Annotated in this window: 12 protein-coding genes; 10 read left to right on the top strand and 2 right to left on the bottom strand. The window is 51.6% G+C overall.

Translation table 11 applies throughout. The features are described from left to right. Positions 1 to 64 precede the first annotated feature (64 nt). The 8 genes from J0X00_RS12830 (at position 65) to J0X00_RS12795 (ending at position 7,192) form a co-directional block, all read left to right on the top strand. Positions 65 to 991, top strand: coding sequence for a D-2-hydroxyacid dehydrogenase (locus J0X00_RS12830; protein ID WP_282478208.1), 927 nt, complete (start codon positions 65 to 67; stop codon positions 989 to 991). Continuing rightward, the gene (locus J0X00_RS12825) at positions 991 to 1,635 is read left to right on the top strand and encodes a uracil-DNA glycosylase family protein (RefSeq protein ID WP_282478207.1); all 645 of its coding nucleotides are present in this window, start codon (positions 991 to 993) and stop codon (positions 1,633 to 1,635) included. Before J0X00_RS12830 ends, J0X00_RS12825 begins: the two co-directional genes overlap by 1 nt. A 105-nt stretch (positions 1,636 to 1,740) precedes the next feature. Next, a complete protein-coding gene (locus J0X00_RS12820; RefSeq protein ID WP_282478206.1) occupies positions 1,741 to 2,715 on the top strand; it encodes an LPP20 family lipoprotein in 975 nt (324 codons plus the stop codon). A gap of 97 nt (positions 2,716 to 2,812) precedes the next feature. Continuing rightward, complete coding sequence (locus J0X00_RS12815; protein WP_136487177.1) at positions 2,813 to 3,826, top strand: hypothetical protein; 1,014 nt, start codon at positions 2,813 to 2,815, stop codon at positions 3,824 to 3,826. 3 nt (positions 3,827 to 3,829) lie between these two features. Next, on the top strand, positions 3,830 to 4,426 hold the full coding sequence (locus J0X00_RS12810) for an LPP20 family lipoprotein (protein WP_136487178.1): 597 nt from the start codon (positions 3,830 to 3,832) through the stop codon (positions 4,424 to 4,426). Between the two features lie 156 nt (positions 4,427 to 4,582). Then, the gene (locus tag J0X00_RS12805; RefSeq protein WP_282478205.1) at positions 4,583 to 6,187 is read left to right on the top strand and encodes a transglycosylase SLT domain-containing protein; all 1,605 of its coding nucleotides are present in this window, start codon (positions 4,583 to 4,585) and stop codon (positions 6,185 to 6,187) included. Between the two features lie 46 nt (positions 6,188 to 6,233). Beyond that, positions 6,234 to 6,416 (top strand): hypothetical protein, encoded by a 183-nt coding sequence (locus J0X00_RS12800; RefSeq protein ID WP_136487180.1) that lies wholly within the window; start codon positions 6,234 to 6,236, stop codon positions 6,414 to 6,416. Between the two features lie 2 nt (positions 6,417 to 6,418). Further along, positions 6,419 to 7,192: an ETEC_3214 domain-containing protein gene (locus J0X00_RS12795; RefSeq protein ID WP_218562466.1), complete on the top strand. Its 774-nt coding sequence runs from the start codon at positions 6,419 to 6,421 to the stop codon at positions 7,190 to 7,192. A 96-nt stretch (positions 7,193 to 7,288) separates the two neighbouring features. Here the strand turns inward: J0X00_RS12795 and J0X00_RS12790 are convergent, their stop codons facing one another. Further along, a complete protein-coding gene (locus J0X00_RS12790; RefSeq protein ID WP_282478204.1) occupies positions 7,289 to 8,608 on the bottom strand; it encodes an MBL fold metallo-hydrolase in 1,320 nt (439 codons plus the stop codon). Between the two features lie 419 nt (positions 8,609 to 9,027). Here J0X00_RS12790 and J0X00_RS12785 point away from each other — a divergent pair, with 419 nt between their 5' ends. Then, entirely contained in the window at positions 9,028 to 9,900 is an 873-nt protein-coding gene (locus J0X00_RS12785) for an alpha/beta hydrolase (RefSeq protein WP_282478203.1), read from the top strand. Between the two features lie 27 nt (positions 9,901 to 9,927). Here the strand turns inward: J0X00_RS12785 and rfbB are convergent, their stop codons facing one another. Further along, positions 9,928 to 10,953, bottom strand: a complete 1,026-nt coding sequence (gene rfbB, locus J0X00_RS12780) for a dTDP-glucose 4,6-dehydratase (RefSeq protein ID WP_282478202.1) — start codon at positions 10,951 to 10,953, stop codon at positions 9,928 to 9,930. Positions 10,954 to 11,615: 662 nt separating this feature from the next. Here rfbB and wecA point away from each other — a divergent pair. Further along, positions 11,616 to 12,707 (top strand): UDP-N-acetylglucosamine--undecaprenyl-phosphate N-acetylglucosaminephosphotransferase, encoded by a 1,092-nt coding sequence (gene wecA, locus J0X00_RS12775; RefSeq protein ID WP_282478201.1) that lies wholly within the window; start codon positions 11,616 to 11,618, stop codon positions 12,705 to 12,707. The last annotated feature ends 427 nt before the right edge of the window (positions 12,708 to 13,134 follow it).

Here is a 13,134-nt window from a genome sequence, read left to right as displayed (position 1 = left end):
AATTCGTTGCGGATAAAGACAGCGGAAGTGTACTGGATAACCAGCGGGGAAAAAAGGCGCATCTATGAACAATTTTACGCATCAGCTGTATATTTTAACCGAGCATGATGAGCTCTATCGCCGGGCGATTGAAACGCTCAATCTGCCGGACCTGACCATCACCACCAACCGGGATGAAGCCACCCTGCTACTGGCTGCACCGCCAATGGCCGCGCCGTACCTGAATGACTTCCCGCGCCTCACCTGGCTGCAGTCGGCCTATGCCGGGGTCGACGCCCTGATGGCACCGGGCTTGCGCCAGGATTATGAGCTGACCAATGTCAAAGGCATCTTCGGCCAGCAAATCGCCGAATACGTGCTGGGCTACGCGATAAGCCATTACCGCCATTTTGCCTGCTATCAACAGCAGCAAACTCAGCAACGGTGGCAACCGCACCTCTATCAGTCACTGAGCGGCAAAACAATGACCATACTCGGCACCGGCTCCATTGGCAGCCATCTGGCCAAGGTAGCCAGTGCCTTCGGCCTGGAAGTGATTGGCGTCAACCGCTCCGGCATTCCACCCAAACAGAGCCAGTTCACCACTACCTATCATGTCAACGAACTGGGCGCGGCACTGGCGAAAGCGGACATCATAGTCAACACCCTGCCCAATACACCGGACACCATTGGCCTGCTCGGCGCGGAGACTTTTGCCCACTGTCACCAGGCATTGCTGTTTAATGTCGGACGTGGCAAAACTCTGGTGGAAGACGATCTAATCCCGGCCATCGACGCCGGCCAGCTGGCGCACGCTTTTCTCGATGTGTTTGTCAGCGAGCCACTGACCGCTGACCATCCATTCTGGTGCCATACGGCGATTACCGTCACGCCACACATTGCTGCGCTGAGCTTCCCTGAGCAGGTCGTGGAAATTTTTGCCGCCAACTACGCCCTGTGGCGCGACGGCTTCCGCCTCCAGCACCGTATCGATTTCAGTAAAGGTTACTGATGCGCCGCGCAGACATTCCCACCACCGATCCGCTGCAGCCGCTGCTGGAGGAGATCCGTCACTGCCGGGTGTGCGAACCCGATTTGCCACTCGGCGCTAACCCGGTGATTCAGGCTCATGGCGATGCACGCATCCTGATCATCGGCCAGGCGCCGGGGCTTAAAGTGCACCAAAGCTCCGTGCCATGGAACGACCCAAGCGGCGACCGGCTGCGCAGCTGGCTCAACATCGACCGCGACACCTTTTACGACCCGCGCCAGGTTGCCATCATGCCAATGGGGCTGTGCTACCCCGGACGGGGCAAAAGCGGCGACCTGCCGCCACGCAAAGAGTGCGCGCCACTGTGGCACGCCAAAGTATTACAGCAACTGCCCAATATTGAACTGACACTGCTGATCGGCCAGTACGCGCAGAACTATTATTTATCCGGGGCCACTCAGCCAGAGAAGCCAAAGACTCTGACCGAAACCGTGCGCCAGTGGCAACTCTGGGCGCCGCACTATGTGCCGCTGCCGCATCCGTCACCGCGTAATACTTTGTGGTTGAAGAAAAACCCATGGTTCGAAACCGAGGTTGTGCCCTTTTTATCCAAGCAATTACATGACATTCTCAATTGTCAGAAAAAAGTCAAAAACCTGATCTGACTCATAAAAATGTGACACTCTACCAAGAAATGCGTTTATCTCAAAAACACATACATATAGTATTCAGTGCACAAACACGTCTTGTAGTGCCACTGATTTGATAACATGCTAACCATAAAAAGAAAGCTCATTCTCGGCTTATGCAGTCTCACGCTGTTGGCCTGTCAGTCGACCACCGCGCCGGACTGGTACAGCGCACCACCAACCAATGACCCGCAGTACCTCACCGCCGTCGGTCAGGGCCTCAATCTGACTCAGGCCAAGCAATCGGCACTCAGTCAAATCAATGCCCAGCTCTGGACCCAAATCAACTCCTCGTTTGTCTCACGCGACATCGTCCAGAGCCGTAACCAGTCTGAGCATGCCAGTTCTCTCATCGATAACCATGTCAACAGCAAAACCGCCAATATCACTCTGACCGGCATCGATTATCCGCAGGTCGCTAAGAACGATATCGGTTACTACGTCCAGGCGAAAGTCAGCCGCGACACTGTGGTGCGCCAGCTGCGCTCCGAGATTGAACAGAGTAACCGTCATGCACAAGCCGTGCTGCAACAGCGCCAGCATCAGGATGCCCTGTTGTGGTGGCTGGCCAACCGCGCGCAAAGCGAGCAAGCTCAGGCCGTTGCCGTGCGTCAGGCGATGTTGCGCGCCCTCGGTCAGGACGATATACCTAAGGCAGAAAGTATCGACCAGCTGGCCTCGGCACTGGCGCAAGCGCAGTCCGGCATTGTTATCCGCGTCTCCGCCAGCCGCAAAGATCAAAAAAGCGCTGAGCTACTGGCAGAGCAGTTTTCCAAGCAAAGCCTGAAAACCACCTTCAGCGGCACCCCAAATACCACCCACGTACTCAAATTAACGTCACAGTTGCGCCAGAGCACGGTCGGCCAAGCCTATATTTCTACGCAGTTTACGACACTAAAACTCCAGGGTCGTAACGGCAACATACTCGCGAGTCACGAGATTATTTCCAGTGGTAACTCACTGACCAATTATACCTTCTCGAAAGAAGGGGCTGAGCGCAATTTCGCAGACACTGTCAGCGCTCAAGGGCTGTGGACTTCACTTGGAATTCAATAAACAGAGGCACGGGATTGAATAAGAAAAGCTTGGTATTAAACCAGCAAGATCCCGGGTTCAAATAAATAAAGAAAATAACAATATGGAGTTGTCTATTATGTTCAAACCAACCGCAGTGGCGCTGGGTGTGTCGGTTCTACTTTCTGGCTGTAAACTGATGGGGGAAGATGCCATCTGTACCCCGGATACCGCCGTGCCATTAGCACAAGCGGCAGTGACCGCAGCCTCAAGTGAAGACCGTAAAGTGATCGTATTACCTGTCGATATGGAATATGAAGACAGTGCGCAGAAACGCATGAAGTCGAGTATGCGTAACTCACTGGAAAGTCAGGTTATCAGCACAGGTACTCAACTGGTCGACCGTAAACTGGCCAACAAACTGAAAAGTGAAATCAAGCTGGCAGAACAAAGCGGCCGTTACAACACCAAGGGCGTGCCGATTGCGGATTACGCTGTGCTGACCGAAATCACCAACTCAGATTTGTCGGCGTCTTTCAGTGAGTCTTACACCTATAAAACCAAAAAAGGCGAAACCAAACGTGTGCCGTCGAAATGCAGTTTTACCGTCGACGTCAAAGCGATCGTCAAAGTGGTTTCCCTGCCGGATATGGCTCTGGTGAAACGCATTGAGATCAGTGGCGATGAAAGTGCCACCAGCGAAACCCGTGATTCACGTTGCCCTATCTCGCCGGCCAGCTACAAAGGCATGGCAACCAAAGCGGCGGCAGAAGCGGTTGAATATAGTGGCGACATCAAAGAGCTGCTGGCAGCACAAGCCTCGGTACTGGAGCTGCGTCAGTGTGAAACCGGCTCTATGGTTAAAATCGGTGTGGGTTCAGACAAAAACGTGCAACCAAACGACGAAGTCTCTTTCTCCACCATTATGAAAAACGCTTCCGGTGAGAAAGAAACCTTTGCTGTCGGTGAAGGTGAAGTGGTCAACAACCCTCAGCACGGCATCAAGCCAAAATATTCCTGGGTGAACATCGACGAAGAAACAGCACTGAAACTGCATATTGGAGATGCGGCGAAAATCGTACCGTCAACGTGCCAAAACTTATTTGATTTGCAGTGCCACACCAAAAACATGATGGAAACGGCGGGACTATAAACCATGAAAAAAACGATATTAATGAGCCTGATGGCACTGTCGCTGGCGGCATGTAACAGCACTCAAACTGTAGAGCAAGCGCAGCAGTTCGCGCAGTGTACTTTCCCGGATGCACCAACCACAGAAGCACCCGCCTGGATCTGTGATGTGATGCCAAACGATCTGGAAGCCGGAGCCATGGGTTACGCCAAAAAAAGCGTTGCGGGTATGGGCGTGATGCGCAAAGTGGCCATCAACGAAGCACGCGTACAACTGGCCGCGCAATTCCAGACCGACGTCAACAACCTGTTTAAACAAGCGGTGGAAAGTTCGGTCGATACCGATGAAACCGGCGCGATCGAAAGCGTGGTTGAGACGTTTGAAAGCGTAACCAAAAACGTGGTGACCCGCAGCCTGTCTAACAGCAAGCTGATCGTCAGCCAGGTTAGTCCGACCGGCGGCCTGTACGTACTGGTGGGTATGGACAAAGCGACCTATCAGGCCAACGTGGATCAGGTAGTCGATGCGGCGGCCAAAGAGTCTCAGCTGTGGAGCCAGTTCAATTCAGAGAAAGCTGAGCAAGAGCTTAGCAATGCGCTGAATTCACTGAAAACCATGTGATATCAAAGCGGATAAGCCGTGATTTCCCTCTGCTTCGCCATGGTCATCACTGCTTAACCTGATACAGAAGTATTCAGACGGGTAAATCATATCAGCAGGGAGAAGGACTCTCCCTGCTGGTGTCTCACTCGCTGATCGATTGGTTAGGACCTGCCAATGCGACTATTTTCGAAAACACTTATCGCCCTTTCACTCTCCGCTCTCTGTTCCGGCAGTTTTATCGCCCATGCGACCACGACAAGCCAGGACGCCGAACTGACCCAAGCCACCGCCCAGGTACGCAATCCGCAGGATCGCTCTGCCGAATTTGCCAAATGGGTCGATGAGCGCCTGAATGAATACGAAACGTGGCGCGAAGATTACACCCGCGACCTCGACCACAAGCGCCAACAATTGATTGACCAGTGGGGCAGCGCGCAAATCTCCGATGCCACCACAGATGTGGAATACAGCACCGACAGTACGGTGAGAAAAGTGGTCGATTATCAGGACAACACCGCAACCGTATCTGTCCTGGTCGACGCCAGCATGAGTGATGAGCAGGCCAAGCAACTGCTACTGGCACAAACCGCATTACCGGATGGCGCAACGGCCGACCTGAACCAGGCGACCCTATACCAGCAGAGCGTCAAATACTCAGGCGCTGAAGAAAAACGGGAAACAGATTTTGTCCTCAGCCAGACCCGCTCCCAGATGAACGAATTTGATGTCCAGGCCGAACGCCTGGTGATGGCCAATATCGGCATCAGTGATCAATTTATCTATCAGCGCGCCTACATTAAAAAGCTGGCCCTGATTGATGAAGCCAAACTGCGCATCCAGGCAATCCGTGAACAGTACAGCGCAAAACGGGCAGAACTCGGCATACCGGAACCTGAGCGTACAACCAGCGAGCCAACGAAGAGCGTGGTTCAAAGCGATCCTGTTTCTAAACGCGAAGCTGTTTCTAAACACGCTTCCGTTTCAAAAAATAATGCCGGTGAGAAAAACACCGCCGGTCAGCAAAATAATAACGGCGAACAAACTGAGCGTCAGATTGCCACCGTCAGCACGCAACAGCCGGAAACTGGCGCGCAGCAAGCGACGGCTTCTAAGGCAAGTGCGCAAGCAGCAAAGGCAGCACAAACCCAAAGCAGCCAGCCAAACGAGAAATCTCAGCCTGCTGCGAAAAAAATCGTCAGCTACAAGATCAGCCTGCCCAATAACAGCCTGACCAAACGTGCTCAGCAGTATCAGCCGATAGCACAGCAAGAGAGCGAAAAGTTCTCGGTCAACCCGGCGCTGGTCATGGCGATCATGCACAGTGAATCGGCGTTCCGCCCGGAGGCAAAATCCCACGTGCCGGCCTTTGGTCTGATGCAAATCGTGCCGACCACCGCCGGTCACGATGTCAATCTGCAGGTACGAAACATTGATGCCCCCATGCGCGAAGCCGAGCTGTATCAGCCGCCGGTCAACGTCGAAACCGGTACCGCCTATCTGCATATTCTCGACAGCAAGTACCTGAAAAACATTAAGGATGAGCAGAGCCGGCTGTACTGCACCATCGCCGCCTATAACACAGGGGCTGGCAACGTGGCGCGCGCCTTTAACCCGGATCGTTCAACCAATATTCGTAAAGCCGCCACCACCATCAACCAACTGACGCCGCAGCAGGTATACCAGCAGTTGATGACCAACCTGCCTTACGACGAAACCAAGAATTATCTGAAAAAGGTATCGGCACGTATTGCACTCTACCAACCGCAAAGCGCGCTTTAAGCCTCTTGCGGGCCAAGCAACAGCAACAGAAACAGGAGCAGCGGCGATGTTGCGCTTAATGCCGATAATTTTAATCGTGACCGGTATCTATATCGGTATGCAATATAAGGACACCCTCATTGACTGGCTGGGTCAGGACTCGCTCGATAACATCGAAGACCTGGCGACAGAAATGGTCAGTCAGAGTGGTGATGCCATTGTCGATAAACTGAAAGAGATGAAAGAGTAGTCATGTCAAATCAGCAACAAACTCTGGACCAGTCCGGGCAGCCACAGGCTGAACAAGGCAGTGTACTGAAACAGCAGTGGGGCAAAATCATCGCTCTGGTCTCTATCGTCGCGATTGCGCTGGGCAGTTTTAATGACAGCATGGACGCGCTGGAGAAAATCTACGATTTCTCGCTGGCCCAGTTCACCGACATTCCCTCCCAGAACAAGCTGGATAAAGTCTACGTGCGCGCTTCGGCTAGCGTGCTGGATGAAGCACTGGGCGCGCCGGTTTACATCAAGCGCTCCGGCGCCGGTGATGTGATCAAGTATTATCAGGATGACCGCTTTGTGCTGTCAGCAGTGATCAAAGATGATGCGATTGCGGCCTACCTGGTCTTTCCGGCCAACGGTTTTATGCCGGATACCAGCAAATCGTCCGGCGGCAGCGATCTGCTGCGCAGCCACTTTGGCGACCAGGAAGGCGTCAGTGATCTGCGTGCTGCGCTGTCGCGTATGCTGACCTACTACATTGAAGAGAACACCGGCGGCGAGTTCAATACTCTGTATAACTCGGTCAGCGGCTACTCGGATTTTGAAACCAGCCTGAGTGAGCAGCAACGTGCCCAATTGGGCCGTCTGGTTGACGATATGCTGCTGGGCGATGATGTCAGCGATGCCGCGCAAACCCTGCGTCACAATCTGATTCCGAACTTTTACGGTTACAGCACCATCGGCCTGTCAGCACTGGAAGATGCGATTCTGACCAAATCCGAGTTCCGACTGATTCAGCCCTGAGCTGCCACAACGGAACCCGAGATAAAAAGGCCGCGTCCGGTATCACTGGGCGCGGCCTTTTTATTACTGACGGATTGAATCCAATAACTGGCGGGTTTAATCCACCACGTTATACCCTTCACTGCGCAGCAGCGCGGCAAACGCTTCACGCGCGCTCTGCTCACCGTGGATCAGATGCACCGCTTTCGGCTTGTCGTCCAGGCCATGGACAAAATTGAGTAAATCCTCCTGATCGGCATGGGCCGAATAACCCGACATGACGTGGATCTGTGCATTCACCACAATTTCCTCATCATCAATAGTGACGGTTTTATCGCCCTGCATCAGTGCACGGCCTAACGTGCCTTGCGCCTGAAAGCCAGCAAAAATCACATCGGTGCGCTCATCCGGCAGTAAGGCCTTGAGATAATCAACAATCCGCCCGCCTTCGCACATGCCGGAAGCCGCGACCACAATCGAGGCTTCACCGGTTGAAGCCAGGCGATTAACCAGCGCCAGATGCGAGCGGTGATCTTCAATCAGGACACACTGGTCAAACGCGAGCGGATGACGGTGCATTTCCAGGCGTTGCTTAGCCTCCTCACCCCACAACTGTTTAAAGCGGCGATACGATTCCGTCACCTTTTGCGCCATCGGTGAATCGAGAATAATCGGCAGGTCGGCCTTGATCTGATGCTGATAAACCAACTGCTCAATATCAAACAGCAGCTCCTGGGTGCGGCCGACACTGAACGCCGGGATCAAAATCGTGCCGCCATCGGCCAGCGAGCGGCTGATAATCTCATTGAGCTTTTGCGCGCGCACTTCCACCCCGTCATGCTGCGAACCGCCATAGGTGGTTTCCAGCACCAGGTAATCGGCATGCATCGGCGCAACCGGATCCGGCAGCAGAGGCGTATTACTCGGCCCCAGATCGCCGGAGAAGATGATCACTTCCTGATTCGGCAACTGGATTTCCACATAGGCCGAACCGAGAATGTGTCCGGCCGGGACAAACTGACACTGCAACATATGTCCGAGCGGCGATTCAATCCGGAACAGCGTTTCGTACTCAACCGGCTCGAGCAGATGATCGATTTTATCCAGCACCACTTCGCGCTGTTTGGCGGATAAATCCGACTGCAGCTTCATGCCATCTTGCAGCATCAGCGGGATCAGCTCTGCCGTGGCCGGCGTGCAGTAAATCGGCGCGCTGAAGCCAAGCGCAATCAGCCACGGCAGACGGCCGATGTGGTCAATATGGGCATGGGTCAGCAGCAACGCCTGAATCGGCTCGATATCAAACTCCGCCTCGGCGTCCTGCACATCCTGGCCCTGAAACATGCCGCAGTCGATCAGTACCGCCAGGTCATCGACCCGCAGCTCGTGGCACGAGCCGGTTACCGTATGTTTACCACCATGATGTATCAGTTGCATGCGCGTTTCCTTGTAAAGCTGAAGTGACACTCCGCATAGCGCGAAGCGCTGAGTAGCAGAGCCGGCAACCTTCCCGGCGTGGCCTGCCGTTACTAGCAGCATAGTCTGAAAAGCGGGGGATTAACCGGACGCACTGAGCACTCTGCGACAGATTTCAAACCCGGCATTGCACCTGCCCCGCGATTTCGCTGCCCGCTTTGAAGTGGCTCGAAAAACGCATCATCCGCGCATAACCCCCTCACCCGCCCTCACATCTGCGAGTCACTTAACGCCTGCAAAGCAACGGCCTGTTGCCTTATCAGCCATCGCTGAACACTCACTCGCAGTGCGGCACTTTCAATAGTGGTTACAGGCTGAAATACGGTTACAACCACAGCTTTGCATTGATTTATCCCTTTCCATCAATCCGGAGCCAGGCCATGTTACTGATCACCAACCGCAAGCTGGATAAACAGCGTTTTGTCGCCAGCAATGAACTGTCGCAGTCGATTTTGTATTGTCAGCAGCAGGGCGACTACACCGTCGAACTCGGCAGCGAAGTGTGGATGCGTACTCTGCAGCAAACCAAAGCGAAGCAAGTGTTGATCTATATTCACGGCTTCAACAATCAACCGTATAAAGACATCCTGCCCCGCGCGCAACAGCTGCAGGCGATGCTTGATGATGCCGGGAGCCAAACCGTGCTGATCCCGGTGATCTGGCCGTGCGATAACAACTTTGGCATCATCCGCGATTACTGGGACGACCAGCTGGCCGCAGAACTGTCCGGGCAGATATTCAGCCGCGCTCTGGGCAAGCTGTTACTGTGGCAGGAACGGCACGCCGACACACCCTGCTACCGGCCCATTTCACTGCTCGCGCACTCGATGGGCAACCGGGTGATGCTGAAAACCTTGTCCAGCTTCGCTACCTCGTACGGCAATCAGGGCGTACCGCTATTGTTTGATCAGATATTTTTAATGGCCGCAGACATCCCGAACGATGTGCTGGAAGAAGATAAAGAAGGTTACTGGATAACCCAGGCAGGCAAGCAGCTGACCTGCTTTTACGCCAAAGACGATCTGGCCATGCCGGCCAGCAAAGTGATGAATGTGAAAAACCGGGTCTACACCCGCCGCCTTGGCCACAGCGGCCCCAAACACCCGCTCCCGGATTTGGATGTCATCGACTGCAGCCGTTTCAATCAGCGCTTCGACCCCATCAAGGGCCACAGTTATTTCTTTGATAGCGCCAGCCCGGCTTGGCAGGCAGTCGTGGAAAGGTTAGCTAGCTTGGAAATACGGCAACCGTAATCCCTATTCCAGTATCGTATAGCCTAGTTACACATGCTCCAGCAGCCACTGCTGATTGTCTAAATACCACTGCACGGTTTTGCGCAGCCCGGACTCAAACGATTCTTGTGGCTGCCACCCGAGTTCGCGCTGAATTTTGCTCGCGTCGATGGCGTAGCGCACATCGTGCCCGGGACGATCGGCAACATAGGTAATCAAATCGGTAAACCGTTTAACGCCGTCAGGTTTTACCGCTACCAAATCTTCCAGCAGCTCGCACAGGGTAGTGACAACCTCAAGATTCGTCTTCTCATTATGGCCTCCGATGTTGTACGTCTCACCGCTGATACCAAATTTAAGCACCTGATACAGCGCGCGGGCATGATCATCAACGAACAGCCAGTCGCGAATTTGCTGTCCATCACCAAATATCGGCAGACTCTGCCCACGTAACGCCCGCAAGACCATTAAAGGAATGAGTTTTTCCGGATACTGGTAAGGGCCATAATTGTTGGAACAGTTGGTGACGACTATCGGCAAACCGTAAGTTCGTGACCACGCTCGCACCAAGTGATCACTGGATGCCTTAGAGGCGGAATAGGGATTGGAAGGAGCGTACGGTGTTTGCTCAGTAAACAGCTCGTTCGAGTTATGCAAATCACCAAACACCTCATCGGTTGAAACGTGATGAAAACGAAATATATCTTTTTGTTCTGGGGGTAATTGCGACCAGTAATCTCTGGCGACTTCCAGCAATTGATAAGTGCCGACAATATTGGTTTTGATAAACTCGGCCGCCCCTTCAATTGAACGATCAACGTGAGACTCGGCAGCAAGATGCATCACCGCATCGGGTTGATAAGTGGCAAACACGCGTTGCAACTGCACCGCATCACACACATCGACTTGCTCGAAACTATAACGCTCACTGCCAGCGGCCTGACCAAGCGATGTCAGGTTGCCTGCATACGTAAGCTTATCAACATTGATAACCTGCTCTGTGGTCTCTTGTATCAAATACCGAATCAGCGCAGATCCAATAAAACCCGCTCCGCCTGTTACCAATATCTTCATTATTTATATCCAATCCTACGAAAAACGTTGAAAGCAACTATCTTTGTAAGTCATCGTCAAACGAAGAGATTAACATAACGATTATGAGAGCCTAAAGCCACATCGAGTTCAAGCCTCATCAGAGCTGCATATAAGAAGGAAGCAATGGTCAAAACTTTTTTAACGTACACTACTTAATAAGATGAATGTAAGACGGAATGTCAACAAGTAGCAACTCAAACTATACTGCTCTAATGAATTTGAGTGACTGCGTAACACGCGTCGCCTCAACATCGCTAGTTTGAATATTATGAAAACAAAACAACTTGAACCAGCGGTGTTTCCCCCATCATCCCTATTCTTAAATATAAAACAGATCCCATAATAATGAAAAAAATGGAAAAACTCTCAAAAAAGAGAAAACATACAGGTTACAATCGACCTTTGGAACGAATCTATTATTTTCGAACTTTATTTCTACAGATAAAAGATACATATATCATGATAACAGACTGATTCTATTAACCAGACTCGCAATAAAGTACAAAAATAGGACTTTTATGTTTAAAAATGACTAGCCAGTATTCATGGTAACTAACTTTTAGAGACCATTTTTTTGGGGTAAAATTCCTACAGCAGTGAAAAATAAACAACACCCTTCAACGGAATAAAATGGCTAGGCTATGATTTTGGAACTTACTTTCATTTTCCTTAGTGCGTCTGTAATACTCTTTTTATTAAGAAAAATTGCAAAAAAAATTGGTTTAGTCGATAAACCGAACGCACGGAAACTCCACCAAGGCACCGTCCCTCTAGTGGGCGGTATTTCTACGTGTATCGTATTAACTCTCTTCCTGGCCTTCCGGCCAGATCTCATCCGCTACAGCGGCTTATTCATCTTCTCAATCATGACACTGACCTTAGTTGGTGCGCTGGACGATAAATACGACCTGAGCGTCAAGGTGCGTATTATTGTTCAGACTCTACTGTCACTGATCATGATGCATGTAACCGGCATTGAACTTAGCAGCCTGGGCAACCTTTTTGGTACCGGTGATCTTCATTTAGGCTGGTTCGGTTCCGTTGTAACCATCTTTGCAGTGATTGGTGCTATCAATGCGTTTAACATGGTTGATGGCATTGATGGTCTTCTTGGTGGGCTGTCAGTCGTCACATTTGGTGCATTAGCTTTCGTGCTGAACGTTGACAGTCAGCACGGTCTGGCTTATTTGTGCGTGGTAATTATCGTGGCGATGCTGCCTTACATCTTTATGAATCTGGGCATACTAGGACGTGAACGTAAAATATTCATGGGCGATGCGGGCAGTATGATGATTGGATTTACTGTGATTTGGCTACTTTTGGGTTCCAGTCAAGTGGAGAGTCATTCTCTGATGCGACCGGTGACCGCTCTGTGGCTGATAGCAGTACCTTTGATGGACATGGCTGCAATTATGATTCGGCGAATAAAGCGTGGAGACTCCCCATTCAAACCAGATCGAGAGCATCTGCACCACATTTTTCAACGCCTTGGACTCAGCTCGCGTCAGACACTCTTGGCCATTTGTACTATTGCTGTTGGCTTTGCAGCATTTGGTATTTATGGCGAAACCGCAGACATCAGTGAAGCTACCATGTTCTACACATTTATTGCCACTTTCCTGATTTACACGACACTTCTTAGCTATGTTTGGCGGATTACCTCAGCGATTCGTCGCTGGAGATACGGACAACAGTCTTCACGTCGAGACCAGCTGAGAGCACAATCACGTTAATAACTGTCATATCATGCTGGCATTCCGTAAACCCCAGAGCTTATGTTCCGGGGTTTTATTTTTCGGTATGCTGACTGTCAATCCCTCCGAATAAAACAACTTGCGCAGTTTGCTCTCTATCCGTAAGCGCATCATAAACCCCGCATTCTAATCGTCTAGATCGTCTAGCCCGAATAATAAGATCAAACCTCCAACCCAAAGGAGATTTGGCATGGTTAAACGACGCACTAACCAAGAGTGGCGAACCCTGTTCGAACAATATGAATCCAGCCAGCTATCACAACGACTATTCTGTGAACGTAACGGCCTGAGCCTTTCCACTTTTTTTGCTAAGCGCCAACAATTAAAGCACATCGAAAAACCGAACTCAGTTGGCTTTGTTAAAACCGAAGTCGTTGAAAAGCCCACAAGGTATCAAGCTACTCAC

Origin of the sequence: Vibrio sp. ABG19, assembly GCF_029962385.1 — a bacterium.
Lineage (GTDB): Bacteria > Pseudomonadota > Gammaproteobacteria > Enterobacterales > Vibrionaceae > Vibrio > Vibrio ostreae.
This window is presented reverse-complemented; position numbering and strand designations above follow the sequence as displayed.